Annotated in this window: 18 protein-coding genes; 12 read left to right on the top strand and 6 right to left on the bottom strand. The window is 40.2% G+C overall.

Features of this window, described 5'->3' with window-relative positions; translation table 11 throughout:
* Window positions 1-76: 76 nt before the first annotated feature.
* Entirely contained in the window at window positions 77-3,217 is a 3,141-nt protein-coding gene (locus BLS46_RS05690) for a DUF2971 domain-containing protein (RefSeq protein ID WP_257367095.1), read from the bottom strand.
* A 203-nt stretch (window positions 3,218-3,420) separates the two neighbouring features.
* A complete protein-coding gene (locus tag BLS46_RS05685) occupies window positions 3,421-4,587 on the bottom strand; it encodes a CynX/NimT family MFS transporter (protein WP_093586182.1) in 1,167 nt (388 codons plus the stop codon).
* 222 nt (window positions 4,588-4,809) lie between these two features.
* Here BLS46_RS05685 and BLS46_RS05680 point away from each other — a divergent pair, with 222 nt between their 5' ends.
* On the top strand, window positions 4,810-5,640 hold the full coding sequence (locus BLS46_RS05680) for a glycosyltransferase (protein WP_093586180.1): 831 nt from the start codon (window positions 4,810-4,812) through the stop codon (window positions 5,638-5,640).
* 81 nt (window positions 5,641-5,721) lie between these two features.
* Window positions 5,722-7,572 carry a nucleoside-diphosphate sugar epimerase/dehydratase gene (locus BLS46_RS05675; protein WP_093586178.1) on the top strand — a complete coding sequence of 617 codons (1,851 nt, stop codon included), beginning with the start codon at window positions 5,722-5,724 and terminating at the stop codon, window positions 7,570-7,572.
* Window positions 7,573-7,667: 95 nt separating this feature from the next.
* Here the strand turns inward: BLS46_RS05675 and BLS46_RS05670 are convergent, their stop codons facing one another.
* From BLS46_RS05670 to sdaAB, 3 genes are read right to left on the bottom strand one after another with little or no spacing between them, the layout of a single operon-like run.
* A complete protein-coding gene (locus BLS46_RS05670; protein ID WP_093586176.1) occupies window positions 7,668-8,297 on the bottom strand; it encodes an HAD hydrolase-like protein in 630 nt (209 codons plus the stop codon).
* Between the two features lie 21 nt (window positions 8,298-8,318).
* The gene (sdaAA, locus tag BLS46_RS05665; protein WP_000500029.1) at window positions 8,319-9,191 is read right to left on the bottom strand and encodes an L-serine ammonia-lyase, iron-sulfur-dependent, subunit alpha; all 873 of its coding nucleotides are present in this window, start codon (window positions 9,189-9,191) and stop codon (window positions 8,319-8,321) included.
* Window positions 9,192-9,199: 8 nt separating this feature from the next.
* Window positions 9,200-9,871 carry an L-serine ammonia-lyase, iron-sulfur-dependent subunit beta gene (gene sdaAB / locus BLS46_RS05660; protein ID WP_093586174.1) on the bottom strand — a complete coding sequence of 224 codons (672 nt, stop codon included), beginning with the start codon at window positions 9,869-9,871 and terminating at the stop codon, window positions 9,200-9,202.
* Between the two features lie 240 nt (window positions 9,872-10,111).
* On the opposite strand from sdaAB, the gene BLS46_RS05655 reads away from it, so the two are divergent.
* The gene (locus BLS46_RS05655; RefSeq protein WP_000176936.1) at window positions 10,112-10,738 is read left to right on the top strand and encodes an aggregation-promoting factor; all 627 of its coding nucleotides are present in this window, start codon (window positions 10,112-10,114) and stop codon (window positions 10,736-10,738) included.
* 50 nt (window positions 10,739-10,788) lie between these two features.
* Here BLS46_RS05655 and BLS46_RS05650 read toward each other — a convergent pair whose 3' ends face one another.
* The gene (locus tag BLS46_RS05650; protein WP_093586172.1) at window positions 10,789-11,652 is read right to left on the bottom strand and encodes a helix-turn-helix domain-containing protein; all 864 of its coding nucleotides are present in this window, start codon (window positions 11,650-11,652) and stop codon (window positions 10,789-10,791) included.
* 157 nt (window positions 11,653-11,809) lie between these two features.
* Between BLS46_RS05650 and BLS46_RS05645 the strand changes: the two genes are divergently transcribed.
* The 9 genes from BLS46_RS05645 (at window position 11,810) to mnmG (ending at window position 21,348) form a co-directional block, all read left to right on the top strand.
* A complete protein-coding gene (locus BLS46_RS05645; RefSeq protein WP_084925429.1) occupies window positions 11,810-12,538 on the top strand; it encodes a hypothetical protein in 729 nt (242 codons plus the stop codon).
* Between the two features lie 481 nt (window positions 12,539-13,019).
* On the top strand, window positions 13,020-13,226 hold the full coding sequence (locus tag BLS46_RS10025) for a hypothetical protein (RefSeq protein WP_084925431.1): 207 nt from the start codon (window positions 13,020-13,022) through the stop codon (window positions 13,224-13,226).
* 463 nt (window positions 13,227-13,689) lie between these two features.
* Window positions 13,690-14,496 carry an ABC transporter substrate-binding protein gene (locus BLS46_RS05635; protein WP_093586168.1) on the top strand — a complete coding sequence of 269 codons (807 nt, stop codon included), beginning with the start codon at window positions 13,690-13,692 and terminating at the stop codon, window positions 14,494-14,496.
* A 15-nt stretch (window positions 14,497-14,511) separates the two neighbouring features.
* Window positions 14,512-15,708 (top strand): argininosuccinate synthase, encoded by a 1,197-nt coding sequence (locus tag BLS46_RS05630; protein ID WP_093586166.1) that lies wholly within the window; start codon window positions 14,512-14,514, stop codon window positions 15,706-15,708.
* Between the two features lie 27 nt (window positions 15,709-15,735).
* A complete protein-coding gene (argH, locus tag BLS46_RS05625) occupies window positions 15,736-17,127 on the top strand; it encodes an argininosuccinate lyase (protein WP_093586164.1) in 1,392 nt (463 codons plus the stop codon).
* Window positions 17,128-17,287: 160 nt separating this feature from the next.
* Window positions 17,288-18,409 (top strand): tRNA 2-thiouridine(34) synthase MnmA, encoded by a 1,122-nt coding sequence (gene mnmA / locus BLS46_RS05620; RefSeq protein ID WP_093586162.1) that lies wholly within the window; start codon window positions 17,288-17,290, stop codon window positions 18,407-18,409.
* A 140-nt stretch (window positions 18,410-18,549) separates the two neighbouring features.
* On the top strand, window positions 18,550-19,005 hold the full coding sequence (locus BLS46_RS05615) for an NUDIX hydrolase (RefSeq protein ID WP_180364055.1): 456 nt from the start codon (window positions 18,550-18,552) through the stop codon (window positions 19,003-19,005).
* 8 nt (window positions 19,006-19,013) lie between these two features.
* On the top strand, window positions 19,014-19,445 hold the full coding sequence (locus tag BLS46_RS05610) for an NUDIX hydrolase (RefSeq protein WP_093586158.1): 432 nt from the start codon (window positions 19,014-19,016) through the stop codon (window positions 19,443-19,445).
* Window positions 19,435-21,348, top strand: a complete 1,914-nt coding sequence (gene mnmG / locus BLS46_RS05605; RefSeq protein WP_093586156.1) for a tRNA uridine-5-carboxymethylaminomethyl(34) synthesis enzyme MnmG — start codon at window positions 19,435-19,437, stop codon at window positions 21,346-21,348. Before BLS46_RS05610 ends, mnmG begins: the two co-directional genes overlap by 11 nt.
* Window positions 21,349-21,358: the final 10 nt, after the last annotated feature.

Raw genomic sequence — 21,358 nt, 5'->3', positions numbered from 1 at the left:
CAAGAAATATGTGTAAAAATTTTACATATAAAAAACTCCTAGTAAAAACTAGAAGTTTAGAGGATGTTGTCAGCCTTTATCTAAATTTTATCGTAGATTTCTTATACTTAATTTCCTTATCTAAAAGTTTTAATAAAGGGGTAACGTATTCAGGATTCGGAAACTTAGGACCGAAAATGACTTCACCGATTTGAATCTTTTCTTTTCTCTCCAGATAAAGTTTACCGAATTCAGGAGAATAATCAATTTTTATTTTGTTATTATCTGGTATTAGGTTAGCGTATTGCAGAATACGTAATTCTTCTTCATACTTGTAATCGATCGATTTGAACAAGTAGCGGATTTCTTCTATACAGTCAGCAATGGCTTTTTTATAGAATGGATCCCCGGAATTTTTATAGTCCCTTAATTCTGATTTTAAATCCTCTAACAATCCTTTTAATCGCGTTACTTCTTCATTGGTGAATAGTTCACTTTCTTCGATGTTGAATTGGTCATTGGAGTAATGAACATAAGCTACGCGATATAAATAATCCATATCATTATTCAGTGTAGAATGTTTGTCTTCAGAATTTTGTTTATTAGCATTGCTTCTAGTTGACTTCTCTTTGTCGGATTCATTTAGAGAGTTATCGTTTTGGATTTCAACACTTGATTTCATTTTATGACCGATTTGTTTATCTGAGTTTTTTTGATACCAAGGAAGGTCACTAAGTGAATGATAACGAGCAAAATCATTCTCCTTTAGTACAATACAGACCCCTTCTGCATTATTTCCATATTGTGACCACATAGCTAGATCATCTGTTTTGCTGGTGAAACTCATTAAAAACCAAGAGCTAGGTTCCAAAGGATCGCGTTTTTCTAATTTTAAAATATCTTCTAGAATGATCCCTTCTTCAGGATCGTTCATATAGTTGGCGTTATTTAGGCGTGTCTTTCCTGAGATGGAGAATGGAGCCTTATCCTCTTTTCCTAGTATGCTTTGGAGTGCTTCTCCTGAAGTATAGTGACCGAATTTTAGTTTCCTATTTTTGTCTTCAGCCTTCAATCCAAGCTCATACTTAATTTGTTGGACAAGCGTGTAAATTTTAATTAGCTTATTGATTTTTTTTGAGTCTTCTCCGTAATGCTCTATCCAGTTTTTTAAAATATCGTATTTTGTATCGGAGATGATATCAAGTTTTAAGGTACGAATAAGCAAATTTTTCTCTTTTTCATCTTTCCCTTCTTCAATAGATGAATCAAAACAAAGTTTATCCAGAGCTTTTACGATATTAGTAGTGGAAATCTGAACTTGATCTTGCTTAAATTGTTCTTCGTTTTCGAGTATTTCGATGAGCATATTTAAAATTTTAATACTCGGAATAGATTCTAAGGAGTGATAGATGTCGTTTAGGAGATTTGATTGATCTATTTGATTATTTTTTACCAAATCCATCCGAGCTGTAAGATATTGAACAGTAATCTCTTCAGATTGTACGAATCTATCGTGTAATCTTTTTAGTTTATCTATAATTTCAAATTTTTCCTCTTCATTTTGTTGTTTGGTGATAATTTTGGCAAGAGCTTCAGCATAGTATAAAGTGATATCTTCATTTTTTTCAAAATTTAAAGCTATTTTCTTTAGTTTAGAAGCCGTATCATTCAATTTATCTAAGTTGGTTTGCTCAAGTGATAAATTGAATAAAGCCATAGAATATTGTAAAGCAATGTTTTCAGGCTGTTTAAACTTCTCAAAAATTTGTTGAATTGAATTCACAGTTTCGCCTATTTCTTCTACATTTATTTGTTTAGCTGACAAATTGACTAAAGCCATAGAATATTGTAAAGCAATGTCTTCAGAATGTTGAAACTTTAAGGTTAAAGTTTCTATTTCTGATATGGTTTCTTTACGCTCTTTAATGTCATTTCGTCTGTTTGAAAGATTGTATAAAACCATGGCGTATCGTAACGCAATGTCTTCAGATTGCTTGAACTGCTCAAAAATTTGTTTAACTGAATTTACAGTTTCGCCTATTTCTTCTACATTTATTTGTTTAGCTGACAAATTGACTAAAGCCATAGCATATCGTAACGCAATGTCTTCAGACTGTTTAAACTGCTCAAAAATTTGTTGAATTGAATTCACAGTTTCGCCTATTTCTTCCACATTTATTTGTTCAACTGACAAATTGACTAAAGCCCTAGCATATTGTAACGCAACGCATTCAGAATGTTGAAATTTTAAGGTAAAAGCTTCTAATTCAGATATAGTTTTTTTACGCTCCTTGATATCATTTTGTCCGTTTGAAAGATTGTATAAAACCATAGTGTATTGTAACGCAATGTCTTCAGATTGCTTGAACTGCTCAAAAATTTGTTTGACTGAATTTACAGTTTCGCCTATTTCTTCTACATTTCTTTGTTTATTTGACAAATTGACTAAAGCCATAGCATATTGTAACACAATGTTTTCAGAATGTTGAAACTTTAGGGATAAAGTTTCTATTTTTGATATGGTTTCTTTACGCTCCTTGATATCATTTTGTCCGTTTGAAAGATTGTATAAAACCATAGCGTATTGTAATGCAATGTCTTCAGATTGCTTGAACTGTTCAAAAATTTGTTTGACTAAATTAGAAGTATTCTTTCTATCTTCTACATTTTCTTGTTCAACTGACAAATTGACCAAAAGCTTAGCACAGAGCAAAGCAATGTTTTCAGATTGCATGAATTGCTCAAAAATTTGTTTGACTAAATTGGCGGTATTCCCTAGTTCTTCTACATTTCTTTGTTTATTTGACAAATTGACTAAAGCCATAGCATAGTGCAAAGCAATGTCTTCAGACTGCTTGAAGAGTTCAAAAATTTGTTTAACTGTATTAGCAGTATTCAATCGTTCCTCAACATTTCCTTGTTCAGCTGACAAATTGACTAAAGCCATAGCATAGAGCAAAGCAATGTCTTTAGAATGTAGAAACTTTAGGGATAAAGTTTCTATTTCTGATATGGATTTTTTACGCTCTTTGATATCATTTTGCCTGTTTGAAAGATTGTATAAAATCATGGCGTATCGTAACGCAATGTATTCCGATTCAGGATGTTGCCCATAAATTATTCTTGCCTTTTCTGCTAGAGCTTCACAGGCAGTCTTATCTGTTTCCTCGGCTGATAAGTCAACGAGTTTATCTAACTCTGCTTTACTCTCTTCCAAATTGTATTTCTGTTCATTCATTCTGTGTACCTCGATTGAAATAGTAGCTATCTTATAAACTAATTTATTTTTCGCATGACAATTAGTTTCTATACATCTTATTATATCAAAAACGCCATCTTTCTGCTAATAGATGGATGGTGCTTTTTGTTGCTAGAAACGCCTAAAAAGCCAGACAGAGTCTGGCTTTGCATTGTTTATATCTGAGAAGTGTTTTAGAATAATTAAAGGATTTTATCCGCTCGATCCACCATAAAGAGTGAGATGGTCATGATGATATCGATGACTAGAAGGGCAAGGACAGCTGGGATCCAAGATTGGAAAAGGTCAAAACTATAACCAAACAAGGTAGGACCAAAGGACGCCAAGATATATCCACCTGTTTGCGCCAGTCCTGATAGCTGGGCCGTCTTTTCAGGAGAACTGGTTTTAAGAGAGAAGCAAACCATGAGGTAGGGGAAGAGGGCACTGCAGGCCGTTCCAATCAAGAGATGGACAACTAACCAGTAGAGGAAATTATTGGTTGGATACAAGAGCAGGGCAATTCCTGTCATCCCAGCGATAGAGATAATTGCCAGCATGATTCGACGGTGACCATCTGACAGACGAGTCGTCAGACTTGGAACGGTCATCGAAAAAGGAATGCTGATTAATGAAAAAATAGAAGCAAGGAGAGCCGCATCACTATTAGAAATACCAGCACTAACAGCCATAGTTGGCAACCAGGTCATACTCGTATAAAAGAGCAAGGACTGAAGACCGCCAAAGATAATGATAGCCCAGACATCTTTACTTTTTAGAATATTTTCTTTTGATTTCTTTTCTTGCTGTCCTTCCAGATAGTGGTTGTGGCGATGATTTGGCAACCAGACTAGCAGAGTGACTAGACAGAGAAAGCTGAGCACGAGGATCAAGCCTTTCCAAGAACTCGCTTGAGTGATAGGGACGGATAGATAAGAAGCGATGGCCGTTGAAACCCCCATGGCAGTGACATAGAGAGTTGTTAGGAAACTAATCTTTTGAGGCTGATTTGCCTGAATCATACTTGGGAGGAGTACATTAAAAATGGCGATGCTCGCTCCGATGATCAGAGTTCCTAGATAGAGAAGGGGAAGATTAAAGATACGAATGACAGAGCCAACAGTTAAGAGGAGGAGACAGTAAGTAAAGAGATGTTCCAACCCGATTTTTTGTGCCAAGCGGCTTGCAAAAGCAGAGAAAAAAGCAAACATCAAGAGAGGGAGACTGGTTAAAATCCCAAGAGAGCTAACCTCCACTCCTAGTCCCTGAGCAATATCTCCTAAAATAGTTGGAAGAGCAGTAAAAGGAGATCGTAAAACGGTCCCAATTAAGACAATTCCTAGAACAAAAAAGAGTGATCGTTTTTTCATGAAAACCTCGATAGGATGATTTTAATAACAGCTTATTTTAAGGTTTTTTTCTTACAATGTCAAGGAGAGGACTGCTAAGAAAGCTAGAACGATTTAACTGAAAATAGAGTGAAAGGGGACAGATTTCTTTACCAGAATTTTCCTTGATTTGAGATAAAAATAGGAAACTAGGAAATTTTGTGATAAAATAGTGGAAGGAAATCTATAAATTGGAGAAAAACTGTGTCTGAAAAGCAAAAAATTAGCGTCTTAATGTCGGTCTATGTAAAGGAAAATCCGACGTTTTTAAGAGATGCTATCAAGAGTATTCAAAACCAGACCTTGAAACCAAGTGAGCTTGTTCTTGTTGAGGACGGGCCGCTCACGCCCGAACTCTATCAGGTGCTAGATGAAGTGGAAGCTCAGTCAGAAATTCCAGTTAAGCGTTGCCCCTTAGAGCAAAATCAAGGTTTAGGTTTGGCTCTTCGATACGGTGTTTTACAGTGTCAGTACGATATCATCGCTCGCATGGATACAGATGATATAGCGGTAGCTGACCGCTTTGAAAAGCAAATCCAACTAATGGAAGAGGAAAATCTGGACCTCTTAGGTGGACATATTGCAGAATTTATTGACAATCCTGACGAGATTGTTTCTTACCGTCGTGTTCCTACTCAGCACGCAGACATTGTGGCTTACCAAAGGATGAGAAGCGCCTTTAACCATATGACCGTGATGTTCAAAAAGGACATGGTCCTCAAGGCGGGCAACTATGAAGATGGCCTTTACATGGAGGATGACCTCCTTTGGCTCAATATGATTGCTGCAGGTGCCAAGACTGGGAACCTGGATCAAATCCTGTGTAAGGTTCGTGTCGGTGCAGGGATGTTTGAGCGTCGAGGTGGCTTGCGTTACCTTAAACTCTATCGTCAAGCTCGTCAGCGCATGCTTGAAAGAGGGCAAATTTCCTACAGGGAATATGCGAAAAGCATTGCCATTCAGGCGGTCGTCGCACTTTGTCCAGGTTTTGTACGTCAGTTTATTTTTGTGAAATTATTAAGAAAAAATAAATAGGCTTGTAAAAGATAAAATAGCCAAAAGATGTTATAATGACAGTATATTTATTTGCATTCTTTTAAGAAAGAGTAAATTCCTATGAATAAAAAACTAACAGATTATGTGATTGATCTGGTTGAAATTTTAAATAAACAGCAAAAACAGGTGTTCTGGGGTGTATTTGATATTATTAGTATGGTGGTTTCCATCATCGTATCTTATATCTTGTTTTATGGCCTTATAAATCCTGCGCCTGTGGACTATGTTATCTATACTGGTTTGGCTTTCCTCTTCTATCAAATCATGATTGGATTTTGGGGGCTCAATGCGAGTATTAGTCGCTATAGTAAAATCACAGATTTCTTAAAAATCTTTTTTGGCGTAACCGTCAGCAGCATTGTCTCTTACGGACTTTGCTACGCCTTTCTTCCTCTATTTTCTATCCGGTTCATCGTGCTCTTTATCTTGTTGAGTACCTTCCTGATCTTGCTTCCTCGTATTACTTGGCAGTTGATTTATTCCAAACGCAAGCAGGGTAGTGGGGATGGCGAGCACCGTCGTACCTTCTTGATTGGCGCTGGTGATGGTGGTGCCCTCTTTATGAATAGCTACCAGCACCCAACTAGTGACCTCGAGTTAGTGGGGATTTTGGACAACGATGAAAAGAAAAAAGGGCAAAAACTAGGTGGAATCCCAGTTTTGGGCTCCTATGATAATCTGCCTGAATTGGCCAAACGTCACCAAATCGAGCGTGTCATAGTAGCCATCCCTTCGCTTGACCCATCAGAGTACGAACGCATCTTGCAGATGTGTAATAAATTAGGTATCAAATGTTACAAGATGCCCAAGGTTGAGACAGTTGTTCAGGGGCTTCACCAACCAGGTAGTGGTTTCCAAAAAATTGACATCACAGACCTTTTGGGGCGTCAGGAAATCCGTCTTGACGAATCCCGTCTGGGTGCAGAGCTTACAGGCAAGACTATCTTGGTGACAGGAGCTGGTGGTTCGATTGGTTCAGAGATTTGTCGTCAGGTTAGCCGCTTCAATCCAGAACGTATCATCTTGCTGGGACATGGTGAAAATTCTATCTACCTCGTTTACCATGAATTGATTCGTACATTCCAAGGGATTGATTACGTTCCTGTTATTGCAGATATTCAGGACTATGATCGTCTCTTGCAGGTGTTTGAGCAGTACAAACCAGCCATTGTCTACCATGCTGCTGCCCACAAGCACGTTCCGATGATGGAACGCAATCCAAAAGAAGCCTTCAAGAACAATATACTCGGGACTTACAATGTTGCCAAGGCTGTTGATGAGGCCAAAGTACCTAAGATGGTCATGATTTCGACTGACAAGGCGGTCAATCCACCGAATGTTATGGGCGCAACCAAGCGTGTGGCAGAGTTGATTGTCACTGGCTTTAACCAACGTAGCAAATCAACCTACTGTGCAGTCCGTTTTGGGAATGTTCTCGGTAGCCGTGGTAGCGTGATTCCTGTCTTTGAACGTCAGATTGCTGAAGGTGGTCCTGTAACGGTGACAGACTTCCGTATGACACGTTACTTCATGACCATTCCAGAGGCTAGCCGTCTGGTAATCCATGCTGGCGCTTATGCCAAGGACGGAGAAGTCTTTATCCTCGATATGGGCAAACCAGTTAAGATCTATGACTTGGCTAAGAAAATGGTTCTTCTAAGCGGGCACACGGAAAGTGAAATTCCAATCGTTGAAGTCGGTATTCGTCCGGGTGAAAAACTCTATGAGGAACTCTTGGTTTCGACCGAATTGGTTGATAACCAAGTCATGGACAAGATTTTCGTTGGTAAGGTAAATATCATGCCACTAGAAGCCATCAATCAGAAAATTGAGGAGTTCCGCTCACTCAGTGGAGATGAGCTTAAAGAAGCGATCATTTCCTTTGCAAATGAAACAACTCATATTGAGTAAGAGTTACTCATGCAATTAATCATAAATCAAAGACCAAGGTTTTGTATAGACAGAACCTTGGTCTTTTTACTCTGTAGTTTGAAGCTATTAGCTTGTTATAGCTGACTGATGATATCATCGATTGTATGGGCAATCCAGTCAGGTTGATAGCCGAGCAAATCAGCCTCTTCTCCAAATCCCCAAGTAACAGCGAACTTTTTAATGCCAGTTTCTTGGGCTCCAATCATATCAAACTTGGTGTCTCCGATGATGATGACTTGATCTGCAGGGAGTTGATGTGTCTGCAAGGCATAACGGATGACATCCGCCTTGTGCGGCGTTTCAGGACTAGAACCATAAATGCCATCAAAGAAATGATGGATTCCCAGATTTTTAGTCATATCATGAGCAGTAGGGGTATTCTTTGTAGTGGTGATATAGAGAGGATAGTTTTGCGAAAGCTTTTGGAGCAATTCCGTCATTCGGGGGAAGAGTTGGGCTTCGTGGATTCCTTTTTTCTTGTAGCAAGAACGGTAGATCTGCACAGCTTCTGAGATTTGCTCCTTTGGGAGACACGTTGCAAAACTAGTTTCAAGCGGTGGACCCATGAAACCACGAATGGTTTTAGCATCAGGAGTCGGAACTCCCAGTTGTTCAAAGGTATGAGTAAAGGAATTGTGGATCCCGATGGAACTGTCAACCAGAGTTCCGTCTAGATCGAAAAAGATGGCTGAGATTGATGACATAGTTTCTCCTATTAGATGAGGTTATTCTCCGAAGATTTCTTTTTGTAGGCGACGACCAGTCGGGGTGGCTGCGAGTCCACCTTCAGCCGTTTCACGAAAGGCAGTTGGGAGGCTCGATCCGACTTGGTACATGGCATCGATGACTTCATCGACAGGGATTTTAGACTCGATACCTGCCAAGGCCATATCAGCCGCGATAAAGGCAAAGCTGGCTCCCATGGCATTGCGCTTGACGCAGGGAACTTCGACCAAACCAGCGACGGGGTCGCAGATGAGGCCCAGCATATTTTTAATGACAAAGGCAATGGCTTGGCTAGCCTGATAGGGGCTTCCACCTGCAGCCAAGGTCAAGGCTGCGGCACTCATGGCAGAGGCAGAGCCGACTTCAGCCTGACAGCCACCTTCAGCACCTGAGATAGAAGCGTTGTTTGCGATAACCAATCCAAAGGCACCCGCGGCAAAGAGGAAATCCAGCTGTTCTTCGTGGCTGAGGTCAAGTTTTTGGATAGCAGCAGTGAGAACAGCTGGTAGACAGCCGGCACTTCCTGCGGTTGGAGTGGCGCAGACCAAGCCCATTTTAGCGTTGTGTTCGTTGACCGCGATGGCATTACGGGCTGCTGATAGGATGGTAAAGTCAGACAAGGCCTTGCCACTTTTGAGATGGCGGTCTAGCTTGGCTGCATCGCCACCCGTTAGGCCACTACGGGATTTGTTTTCACTGAGACCGAGCTCGACAGAGGCTTTCATGACTTCTAGATTGCGTTCCATGAGGAGGAGAACTTCTGGCCGTTCCCGACCAGTTAGTTGATATTCTGTCGCAATCATGAGTTCGGCGACATTTCCTTGGAAGTCTAGATCCGCCTGCTCGACCAATTCTTTGATAGAATAAAACATGTTTCCTCCTACTTAAAGAAATTGACATTGTGGAGATGAGGGATTTTTCGGATTTCTTCAATCGCCTCTTCGCAACTTCGACTATCGACTTCGATAATCATAATGGCTTTTTCTCCAGCTTTCTCTCGAGTCACATTCATCTGAGCGATGTTGATATCAAAACGAGAGAGGGCTTCAGTAACATGAGCAATCATACCTGGAACATCCTGATGCACGATGATGATGGTCGGGGTATTCATGTTGAGAGAGACGGCAAAACCATTGAGTTCCGTGACCTGGATATTTCCCCCACCGATAGAAATACCTGTCACACTGATGGACTTGTGTTCATTCTTCACAGTAATTTTAGTGGTATTAGGGTGAGGAGCGTTGCTGTCTTTCTGAATGATCCAGACAATCTTGATACCACGTTTATGGGCAATCTCAAGACTATTTGGAATGTCAGGATCATCCGTATCCATACCTAAAATTCCAGCAACGAGAGCTAGGTCAGTTCCATGACCACGGTAGGTTTTGGCAAATGAATTAAATAATTGGAATTCCACCTCTGTCGGTCTATCACCAAAGATAGAAGACACGATTTTTCCGATACGAACCGCACCAGCTGTATGGCTACTTGATGGGCCAATCATGACAGGGCCGATAATATCAAAGACAGATTGAAAACGAAGTGAGTGCATCTGTTTCCCCTTACAAAGATTCTTATATCTATTATATCAAAGAATGGACCTCTGCGCTTATTTCCCTTATAAAACTGAAAAAATGGATAAAAATAGTATAAAATCTTGTCTTTTATGACAAAAATATCAATGTTTCAGTAAATATAAAATATTTTTGTAATATTTCTACACGAAACCGTCAAGAAACGGTAATATTCAAACGGTATGATAGAAGCATAGTAAAAAGGAGAATTTTTAGAAATGACATTAACAACTAAACAAATTAAATTAACTCTTGCAGGAGCAGCAACTTTCCTTGCTTTCCTTGCACCATCACTTGCTTTTGCGGATGAAACAGTCACTTATACAGTGAAACCAGGTGACACTCTTTCAGAAATCGCTGAGAAGTACAATACTACTGTTGAAAAATTAGCAGAAAAAAATAAGATAGAGGATATTCATCTGATCTTTGTGGACCAAGTTTTGGTCATCGAAGGGACAGCTCCAGCTGCGACAACTTATGAAGCACCAGCTGCAACAGGAGAAACAATCGAAGAGACTACGACTTACGAAGAAATAACTGAAACAACAACTTACGAAGCACCAGCTGCTACAACAAGCACTTCTTATGAAGAAGAAAGCTACACAGCTTCAACTGTAAGTGGTTCTGAAGCAGAAGCCAAAGAATGGATCGCTCAAAAAGAATCAGGTGGTAGCTACACAGCTACAAACGGACGTTACATCGGACGTTACCAATTGACAGATTCATACTTGAACGGTGACTACTCAGCAGAAAACCAAGAACGTGTAGCAGATGCCTACGTTGCAGGACGTTACGGTTCATGGACAGCTGCTAAGAACTTCTGGCTTAACAACGGTTGGTATTAAGAACTAACGAACAGAATAATATGTAAAAGTCGAGGAATTTCCTCGACTTTTTATATTTCCTTCGGTTGATAATAGGTCTCTACTTCTTTTTGGAGATGAGCTAGCATGGAGGTTTCATCGGTTAGTTCCAGAAGGGAGAAACCTTTTTGGATAAGTTTAGCATCATCCGTACAAATCCCAATACGGACATAGCAGATGGCAAGCCTATCGTAGTGCTTCTTTTTCTTGGCATCCTCCAGTAAAGTGTAGCAGATTTGTTGGCACATGTTTCTATCTTGATTGTACAAGTATAAGGTGGAAAGGTTGAGTAGGATTGCCATTCGCAAGTCATATAAATGTTGATAGTTTTTATAGATTTCCAGGCGTTGCAAGATTTTTCCAGTGATGAGATGGATATGCTCTATAGGAAAGGTAAAGAGAATGGTATTGAGGATTTTTAAGTCATTCTCGTACCAAATGTCCTGCTTTTCTATCTTCCTCCATAGCTTCTTTACAGTATTGTTAACTTCGATTGACAGTTTTTTAGTCCCATTTTGGCGGATATAAATGACAATTTCTAGCATATCTCGTATCTCTTTGATGGGGAGGTCGTGGTGAGTTTTGAGGTAGTCTTGACATTTTTGAAATAGTTTTTCGAGTTCACTAGTCCCTAGGATTGAGCTCATATTGAGATAGGTTTGCATAATTTCTGTGCGTTGACTTGGTTGATAAAGTTGGCAGATATAGTCAAACTCTTCAAAGGTCATATTGACTTGCCAGAGAAGAAATTCCATATTCTCATATTTAGGAGTTGTCTTACCACTTTCTATTTTTGATAGGCTGGTTCTTGAGAGAATACCCCCACAGACCTCCTCCTGAGTCAGTCCTTTTGACTCACGTATTTCTTTATAGACCTTTCCAAAATCGTAGCGCATGATTTCCTCCTTATTTGTGAAAAAAGTTAACAATAAATTGAAATTGATTAAAAATATTGTATCATAGTAGTATAAAAAGTAAAAAAGAAATCTAAAATAAATCTGTGAAAAAGGTTGACATAGTTTAAAAATGGAACCAAAGATAAGAGGAAAAAGGATGAGTAGTGTAGATAAAATTCGTAAAATACACATTATCGTATGTTGGATGTATATATTTTTATCATTCAAGGGGATTATAAATGACACGGAGTATTTTTTGCTTATTTTTTTAGCTTTTATCTACTCAATAGTATCACTGCCTCTATATTCTGTGAAAAATAAAATAGTATCTATCTGTCTAGCCATAAATTCGGTTCTGTTAATGAGTTTCCCAATTTTAATCAATAAATTTTTCCCAGAAAGTTTTTTCACTTATATCGTATTAATAAGTGTTTTTATCCTAGAGTTAGCAATCTTTCATTTAATTGGTAAAGATTTTGATACTAAATTGACTAACGAATATAAAAAAATTAGTCAGTTCAAAAGCAAGGTGTCTCAATCTCCTCGGATAAAATACTTAGAGATTTCTAGTTTCATATTAACCATATTTCCATTTATTCTTCATGGTACAGTTGATAATCATGTACTGACTCTTATCTTTTTGATAAAAATTTGTGTAGATACTACGATAAAATTTTTATTCATCAGATTATTTGACACAAGTACTTTAATGAAGAGGAGAATATTTTTTCTTTTCGCATTGGATGTTATAGTTTACTTGTTTTTAGGATATCTTTTAGTGATTCAAAAAGCAGGCTATTTGTTTTCAGTTTTACTTCTTTTCTCTAATTTTTCAGTTCCATTTATCAAAGAAAAGGAATACGAATTATTTAAAAATAGTAATTAATAGAAACATAGGTTAAGTCTTAGAATAGCTTAAAATCAGATATGATAAAGGGAAATAGTCTTATCTAGGGAACTAAGTGCTATAAACACAGTCGACGATCACTTATTAGGAATACATTTTAATTAGGCTTAATAAGAATGGAGAAATCCTATGGAGAACGTATGACTCTTAAGCTTCAAATACCTTAGTTCTCGTGATTTTTGAGCTATTCTAGCTTTAGAATCCTTCAGAACGTAAAATTTTAAGCAGTCAAAGACCTAGAATACTCATAAAACATTTATTTTATAGCAATTCTAAGTTTAGAATTGCATGGATATATATGTATTTGAGCTGTTCGATAGTTTGGACAGCTCTATTCTGAGAAATCTGAGCTATCAATGCTTTAGAATAGTATTTCGCCAATGGTTTTTATTGAAGGATTGCTTATTTTATGCTACTCTAAAATAAAACTGATTTAATGGAGCAAATGGAGAATCGTTACATGAAATATTTTTTTGCAGGAATTGGTGAGATAAGATTTATTAGTTATCTATTGTCTCTATGTGTAGGACTAGCCCCTCTTTTTCATATCTATGTTATAGGTTCTGAAATGAGTTTTGTGAACATAGTATTATCTATTTTGGGAATTATATTTGTTTGTATTTTAACTATTGCTCGATTTTATAGGAAGTTTTTCTATAAAGAATAGTTTGGATTTGAAAAGTGTCCAGATTGAAGAAAAAGTCCATTTTGGACAATTTTCTTCAATCTTTTTCTTTTACTAGAGAAAGTAGAAAACTCTTAAAAATAGCATTATATCAGCATTCCTAAGAGTTTCTACTATATAATAGCCAACCTTCAAAAGAGCAATTTTGCAACTCTGATAGGGTTTGTTTACGTTCTGAGAGTCCTTTAGGACTCTTTTTTGTTTTGCTAGAACAAAAAGTGTAAATATCTTTTCAGAATGATCTTTTTGTATGAATTCAATGCAATGTTTTAAATTGTCTTAAAACTCAAATAGTATAAATAAGCTTATTATATGTAAAAATATATCATATAATAAGAATTTTCTTGATTGAAGTGGAATAAAATACAGTTTTGACTTGACAAACGAGGTTGATAAGTGTATTATTTATACAATTTAAAAGTATAAAAATAAGAGGAGGTTTTCTATGAATAAAGTAAAGAAGGTGCTGATGACGATGTTTGGTTTGCTTATGTTTCCCTTATTATTTGCTTGTAGTAACAGTCAGTCCCAAGGTGTTGAAGGCATTAAGGCTAAAGGAAAATTGGTGGTGGCCCTAAATCCAGAGTTTGCTCCATTTGAATACCAGAAATTGGTCGATGGAAAAAATCAGATTGTAGGTTCAGATGTTGAGCTAGCCAAAGCCATCGCAAAGGAGCTAGGTGTGGAAGTGGAATTCTCTCCAATGAGTTTTGACAATGTACTAGCTAGTCTTGATTCAGGCAAGGCCGATCTTGCCATATCAGGTGTTTCTAAAACGGAGGAGAGAAGTCAAGTTTACGATTTTTCAATTCCCTACTACACTTCGAAAAATAAGGTGATTGTAAGAAAATCTGAATTAACGAATTACCAATCAGTCAAGGATTTGGCTCAGAAAAAGGTTGGAGCGCAGAAAGGTTCTATCCAGGAGACTTTGGTCAAAGAAACTTTGCAGAATTCTTCTCTCGTTTCACTTCCTAAAAATGGAAATTTGATAACAGATTTGAAATCAGGGCAACTGGATGCTCTTATCTTTGAGGAACCAGTGGCGAAAGGATTTGTAGAGAATAATCCAGACCTAGCCATCGCTGAGTTTGATGTTGACAATGACAAAGAAGATTCCTACGCTGTTGCGATGAAAAAAGACAGTAAAGAATTAAAAGAGGCGGTTGACAAAACCATCCAGAAGTTGAAGGATTCTGGGGAGTTGGACAAATTGATTGACGATGCTTTTAAAGCCTCTATCGAAAAATAGAAAGAAGGATGAGAAATGAGTAAGGAAAAAGTTATTTTAGCCTATTCAGGTGGATTGGATACATCAGTTGCTATTACATGGTTAAAAAAAGACTATGATGTGATCGCTGTTTGTATGGATGTGGGTGAAGGAAAAGATTTGGAGTTCATCCACGATAAAGCTCTCAAGGTTGGGGCTGTTGAGTCTTATGTCATTGATGTTAAGGAAGAATTTGCTAATGACTATGTTTTAGTGGCCCTTCAGGCACATGCCTACTACGAACAGAAGTATCCCTTGGTATCCGCTCTGAGTCGCCCTCTTATTTCAAAAAAACTCGTTGAAATAGCTCATCAGACGGGGGCAACCACAATTGCCCATGGTTGCACAGGTAAAGGAAACGACCAAGTTCGGTTTGAAGTCTCTATTGCAGCTTTGGATCCCAATTTAAAAGTAGTTGCACCTGTTCGTGAGTGGAAATGGTCTCGTGAAGAAGAAATCCAATATGCCAAAGAAAACGGCGTCCCAGTTCCCGCTGACCTTGACAATCCTTACTCTGTTGACCAAAATCTTTGGGGACGTGCAAATGAATGTGGTGTCTTGGAAAACCCTTGGAACCAAGCGCCAGAAGAAGCATTTGGAATCACATCTTCTCCAGAAGAGGCGCCAGACAGTCCAGAATTTATTGACCTTGAGTTTAGCTGCGGGGTGCCCATCTCCCTCAATGGTGAGAAGATGAAAGTGGCGGCTTTGATTCAAAAGCTAAATGAAATTGCAGGCAAACACGGTGTCGGACGGATTGACCATGTGGAAAATCGCCTAGTCGGTATTAAGTCAAGAGAGATTTATGAGTGCCCAGGTGCTGTGACTTTATTGGCAGCTCATAAGGAGATTGAAGACTTGACTCTTGTGAGAGAAGTGGCTCATTTCAAACCCATTATCGAAAATGAGTTGTCCAATCTCATCTATAATGCCTTGTGGTTTAGCCCAGCAACTCAGGCTTTGATTGCCTATATCAAGGAGACACAGAAAGTTGTCAATGGAACTGCAAAAGTTAAACTCTATAAGGGGAATGCCCAGGTAGTGGCTCGGAAATCTCCAAATTCTCTTTACGATGAAAATTTGGCGACTTATACTAGTGCGGACACCTTTGACCAAGATGCGGCTGTTGGATTTATCAAGCTTTGGGGGCTTCCGACTAAGGTTTATTCAGAAGTTCAGAAAAATGTTGAGTAGTGACGCGATAGAAAGGGACGACAGGATATGTCGAAAAATACAAAATTATGGGGTGGTCGATTTGAAGGTACTGTGGAAGATTGGGTAGAACAGTTCGGTGCGAGTATTTCCTTTGACCACCAGCTGGCAAAATTTGATTTGATGGGTTCCTTAGCCCATGTTCAAATGCTAGGACAGACTGGCATTTTGAGCTTGGAAGAAGCAGAGCAGATCCAAGATGGTCTGCAAGCTTTGTTGCGAGATTTAGAGGCAGGAGAGCTTCATTTTGATATTGCAAATGAAGATATTCATATGAATATGGAAGTGTTGCTGACAGAGAAAATCGGTCCTCTGGCTGGAAAACTACATACGGCTCGTTCTCGGAATGACCAAGTCGCAACGGATATGCACTTATATCTAAAGGAGCAGCTTGGTCATGTCTTGGATAAGTTGGCGAATCTGAACAGTGTTTTGCTGGATTTGGCTGAAAAACATGTGGAAACCATCATGCCAGGTTATACCCATTTACAGCACGCCCAATCGATTAGTTTTGCCCACCATCTCATGGCTTATTACAATATGTTCCAAAGGGACAGCGAACGCTTTGCATTTAACCTGAAACATACGGACCTATCTCCACTAGGTGCGGCTGCCTTGGCGGGGACAACTTTTCCAATCAATCGTCAATTATCGAGCGATTTACTGGGCTTCCAACAGCCCTATACCAATTCCTTGGATGCAGTGAGTGACCGTGATTTTATCTTGGAATTCCTGTCAAATGCCAGCATTTTGATGATGCATATGAGTCGTTTTTGTGAAGAAATCATCAATTGGTGCAGTTTTGAGTATCAGTACATTAGCTTGTCTGATAGCTTTTCAACGGGTTCGTCTATCATGCCCCAGAAGAAAAATCCTGATATGGCCGAATTGATTCGAGGGAAGACAGGACGGGTTTACGGGCACTTACTTGGACTATTGACCGTCATGAAGTCTTTGCCTCTGGCTTACAATAAGGATTTGCAAGAGGACAAGGAAGGCATGTTTGATACAGTAGACACGATTTTGAATTCTCTGGATGTGTTGGCAGGTATGCTATCGAGCATGCAGGTTAATAAGGCCAAAATGCAGCAATCCACAGAGAATGATTTTTCGAATGCGACCGAACTGGCAGATTATTTGGCTGAAAAAGGCCTCCCCTTTAGAGAAGCGCATGAAATTGTAGGAAAATTGGTTCTAGACTCTATCAAGCATGGTAAAAATATCCAAGATTGGGATTTGGAGGAGTTGCAGGTCTACCATCCCCTGATTGAAGAGGATATTTATATCTACTTGCGTCCGGAGACTGCTGTTCAGAGACGGAATTCCTTAGGAGGAACCGGCTTTGAGCAAGTGAAATACCAGATAGAACAAGCGAAGAAAGAACTTAAAGGGGGAAATTGATTCGTTTGCAAAGTAAGAAAGGGAGGCTGAGATGATTTATCAGCCTCTTTCTTGTCTTCTTCTTTAAAGCGTGCTATAATGAATCTTGCTCAAGCGACCTTCAATCGTGAAGCACACACGACCTTCAATCGTGAATAAACGAATAGATGGGAGACTTACCATGAGTGATAACTCTAAAACACGTGTTGTTGTGGGGATGAGTGGTGGTGTTGATTCGTCGGTGACGGCTCTCTTGCTCAAGGAGCAGGGCTACGATGTGATTGGTATCTTCATGAAAAACTGGGATGACACAGATGAAAACGGCGTCTGTACGGCGACCGAAGATTACAAGGATGTGGCTGCGGTGGCAGATCAGATCGGTATTCCCTACTACTCTGTCAATTTTGAAAAAGAGTACTGGGACCGCGTTTTTGAGTATTTCCTAGCAGAATACCGTGCAGGGCGCACGCCAAATCCAGATGTTATGTGCAACAAGGAAATCAAGTTCAAGGCCTTTCTGGACTATGCCATGACCTTGGGGGCAGACTATGTAGCGACGGGGCACTATGCTCGAGTGGCGCGTGATGAGGATGGCATTGTTCACATGCTTCGTGGCGTGGACAATGGCAAAGATCAGACCTATTTCCTCAGCCAACTGTCGCAAGAACAACTCCAAAAAACCATGTTCCCGTTGGGGCATTTGGAAAAGTCTGAAGTACGAAAACTAGCAGAAGAAGCAGGCCTTGCGACTGCTAAGAAGAAAGACTCGACAGGGATTTGCTTTATCGGAGAAAAGAACTTTAAAAACTTTCTCAGCAACTACCTACCAGCTCAGCCTGGTCGCATGATGACTGTGGATGGTCGCGATATGGGTGAACATGCTGGTCTGATGTATTATACGATTGGTCAGCGTGGCGGACTCGGTATCGGTGGCCAACACGGCGGTGACAATGCCCCTTGGTTCGTTGTCGGAAAAGACCTAAGCAAGAATATCCTCTATGTCGGACAAGGCTTCTACCATGATTCGCTCATGTCAACAAGCCTAGAAGCCAGTCAAGTCCACTTTACTCGTGACATGCCTGAAGAGTTTACGCTAGAATGTACGGCTAAATTCCGCTATCGTCAGCCTGACTCAAAGGTGACAGTACATGTCAAAGGAGACAAGGCAGAGGTCATCTTTGCGGAACCACAACGTGCGATTACACCAGGACAGGCAGTTGTCTTTTATGATGGCGAAGAGTGTCTAGGTGGCGGTTTGATTGACAATGCCTACCGTGACGGACAAGTTTGTCAGTACATTTAGATTGACAAATTTTCTCAATTTGCTACAATAATAAAAGCAATAGAAATGATGGTCAAAGCTCATGGATGTTGCAGGCTTTTTTGTCCTGCACTTCTTTGGAGTTTTGACTGTTTTTGTGTCGTTTAAGGGAAAGGATCAGAATGACTCAGCAAGACTTTCGGACAAAAGTAGGAAATACTGTTTTTGGTATTCGGGCGACAGCCTTGATTCTTCAAAATCGCAAGCTCCTAGTCACTAAAGATAAGGGCAAGTATTACACTATCGGCGGTGCCATCCAAGTCAATGAAAGAACGGAAGAAGCGGTAGTCCGTGAGGTGAGGGAAGAACTAGGTGTCAAAGCTCAAGCTGGTCCACTAGCTTTCGTGGTTGAAAATCGTTTTGAACAAGACGGTGTTTCCTATCACAACATCGAGTTTCATTATCTAGTGGACTTGCTTGAGGATGCCCCATTGACCATGCAAGAAGATGAGAAAAAGCAACCCTGTGAGTGGATTGACTTGGATAAACTTGAGGAGTTCCAGTTAGTTCCAGCCTTTTTAAAATCAGCCCTTCCAGATTGGGACGGCCAACTAAGACACATTCATCTTGAGGAATAGGAGAGAAAATGATGGTTAAGCTTATTGCCCATGTACTTGTTCATAGTGGTGGTGATTATTTGCTCATTCAGCGTTCGGAAATTAAAAGAGGAGAACCCAACGTTTATCCAACTTACTGGGATATTCCTGGTGGCGGGGTTGAAAAGGGTGAACTTCCGCGAGATGGTGCTCTTAGAGAATGCATTGAAGAAGCGGGAGTTAGGCTAGATAGCAGTTCGCTCAAACTTCTTCACGAAGATAGTCAACTGGATACCTCTAAGGATACGGTCTTTACTCGCTTAGTTTATAAAGCAGAGTGGGTTGGGGAGAAGCCAATTATCAGATTAGATCCTGAAGAGCATACACACTTTAAATGGGTTACTATGGATCAAGCTCTAAAGGAGGAGAAGTTAGTTCCTTATTTGCGAGAAATTTTTGAAAGGTTAAGAGATGACTTATAATTTTACGGAAGAATACGATATTATTGTAATCGGTGCGGGACACGCTGGGGTCGAGGCTTCTTTGGCTGCCAGCCGTATGGGCTGCAAGGTCTTGCTCGCGACCATCAACATTGAAATGCTGGCTTTTATGCCTTGTAACCCTTCTATCGGTGGTTCTGCCAAGGGGATTGTTGTGCGTGAAGTCGATGCCCTCGGTGGTGAAATGGCCAAGAATATTGACAAGACTTACATCCAGATGAAGATGCTAAACACAGGGAAAGGGCCTGCTGTTCGCGCCCTTCGTGCGCAGGCTGACAAGGAGCTTTACTCTAAGGAAATGCGCAAGACAGTTGAAAATCAAGAAAATCTGACCCTTCGTCAAACCATGATTGATGAGATTTTGGTGGAAGATGGCAAGGTAGTTGGTGTGAGAACAGCGACTCACCAAGAGTACGGCGCCAAGGCTGTTATCGTGACTACAGGGACTGCCCTCCGTGGGGAAATCATCATCGGAGACCTCAAGTACTCATCAGGACCAAACCACAGCCTAGCTTCGATTAACCTAGCTGATAACCTCAAGGAATTGGGACTCGAAATCGGTCGTTTCAAGACAGGAACGCCTCCACGTGTCAAGGCTTCCTCTATCAATTACGACGTGACAGAGATTCAGCCAGGGGACGAAGCGCCTAATCACTTCTCATACACTTCACGAGATGAGGACTATGTCAAGGACCAAGTGCCATGCTGGTTGACCTATACCAATGGAACCAGTCATGAGATTATCCAAAACAACCTCCACCGTGCGCCTATGTTTACAGGTGTAGTTAAGGGTGTAGGTCCTCGTTACTGTCCGTCGATTGAGGACAAGATTGTGCGCTTTGCGGACAAGGAACGTCACCAACTCTTCCTTGAGCCAGAAGGGCGCAATACAGAGGAAGTCTATGTCCAAGGTCTTTCAACCAGTCTTCCTGAGGATGTCCAACGTGACTTGGTACATTCTATCAAAGGGTTGGAAAATGCTGAGATGATGCGAACAGGTTATGCTATCGAGTACGACATGGTCTTGCCTCACCAGTTGCGTGCGACTCTGGAAACCAAGAAAATCTCAGGACTTTTCACAGCTGGTCAGACAAATGGAACGTCAGGTTACGAAGAAGCAGCTGGGCAAGGGATTATCGCGGGTATCAATGCAGCTCTGAAAATCCAAGGCAAACCTGAGCTAATCTTGAAACGGAGCGATGGCTATATCGGGGTTATGATTGACGACTTGGTGACCAAGGGGACCATTGAACCCTACCGTCTCTTGACCAGTCGTGCAGAATACCGTCTCATCCTCCGTCATGACAATGCCGATATGCGTTTGACAGAGATGGGGCGTGAGATTGGCCTTGTTGATGATGAACGCTGGGCTCGTTTTGAAATCAAGAAAAATCAATTTGACAATGAGATGAAGCGACTAGATAGCATCAAACTCAAACCAGTCAAGGAAACCAATGCCAAGGTTGAGGAAATGGGCTTCAAACCGTTGACAGATGCGGTGACAGCCAAAGAATTCCTTCGCCGTCCAGAAGTTTCTTACCAAGATGTGGTGGCCTTCATCGGACCAGCTGCTGAGGACTTAGATGACAAGATTATCGAATTGATTGAAACAGAAATCAAGTACGAAGGCTATATTTCCAAAGCCATGGATCAGGTTGCCAAGATGAAACGCATGGAAGAAAAACGCATTCCAGCCAATATTGATTGGGATGATATTGATTCTATCGCAACCGAAGCCCGTCAGAAGTTCAAACTTATCAATCCAGAAACCATCGGCCAAGCCAGCCGTATTTCGGGAGTAAACCCAGCAGATATTTCCATTTTGATGGTGTATCTGGAAGGTAAAAATCGTAGTATTTCTAAAAATCAAGAAAAGAAAGCATAGAGAAAAACAG

Source organism: Streptococcus sp. NLAE-zl-C503 (assembly GCF_900104285.1).
Lineage (GTDB): Bacteria > Bacillota > Bacilli > Lactobacillales > Streptococcaceae > Streptococcus.
Note: the sequence above shows the minus strand (reverse complement) of the source record. Positions and strands in the feature narration are given on the sequence as shown.

Coding starts and splice junctions, on each gene's coding strand:
- BLS46_RS05670 (WP_093586176.1), bottom strand. CDS start 8,297: ATGTCATCAATCTCAGCCATCTTTTTCGATCTAGACGGAACTCTGGTT.
- BLS46_RS05690 (WP_257367095.1), bottom strand. CDS start 3,217: ATGAATGAACAGAAATACAATTTGGAAGAGAGTAAAGCAGAGTTAGAT.
- argH (WP_093586164.1), top strand. CDS start 15,736: ATGTCGAAAAATACAAAATTATGGGGTGGTCGATTTGAAGGTACTGTG.
- BLS46_RS05610 (WP_093586158.1), top strand. CDS start 19,014: ATGATGGTTAAGCTTATTGCCCATGTACTTGTTCATAGTGGTGGTGAT.
- BLS46_RS05615 (WP_180364055.1), top strand. CDS start 18,550: ATGACTCAGCAAGACTTTCGGACAAAAGTAGGAAATACTGTTTTTGGT.
- mnmG (WP_093586156.1), top strand. CDS start 19,435: ATGACTTATAATTTTACGGAAGAATACGATATTATTGTAATCGGTGCG.
- BLS46_RS05650 (WP_093586172.1), bottom strand. CDS start 11,652: ATGCGCTACGATTTTGGAAAGGTCTATAAAGAAATACGTGAGTCAAAA.
- BLS46_RS05635 (WP_093586168.1), top strand. CDS start 13,690: ATGAATAAAGTAAAGAAGGTGCTGATGACGATGTTTGGTTTGCTTATG.
- BLS46_RS05655 (WP_000176936.1), top strand. CDS start 10,112: ATGACATTAACAACTAAACAAATTAAATTAACTCTTGCAGGAGCAGCA.
- BLS46_RS10025 (WP_084925431.1), top strand. CDS start 13,020: ATGAAATATTTTTTTGCAGGAATTGGTGAGATAAGATTTATTAGTTAT.
- BLS46_RS05675 (WP_093586178.1), top strand. CDS start 5,722: ATGAATAAAAAACTAACAGATTATGTGATTGATCTGGTTGAAATTTTA.
- BLS46_RS05645 (WP_084925429.1), top strand. CDS start 11,810: ATGAGTAGTGTAGATAAAATTCGTAAAATACACATTATCGTATGTTGG.
- BLS46_RS05630 (WP_093586166.1), top strand. CDS start 14,512: ATGAGTAAGGAAAAAGTTATTTTAGCCTATTCAGGTGGATTGGATACA.
- sdaAA (WP_000500029.1), bottom strand. CDS start 9,191: ATGTTTTATTCTATCAAAGAATTGGTCGAGCAGGCGGATCTAGACTTC.
- BLS46_RS05685 (WP_093586182.1), bottom strand. CDS start 4,587: ATGAAAAAACGATCACTCTTTTTTGTTCTAGGAATTGTCTTAATTGGG.
- mnmA (WP_093586162.1), top strand. CDS start 17,288: ATGAGTGATAACTCTAAAACACGTGTTGTTGTGGGGATGAGTGGTGGT.
- sdaAB (WP_093586174.1), bottom strand. CDS start 9,871: ATGCACTCACTTCGTTTTCAATCTGTCTTTGATATTATCGGCCCTGTC.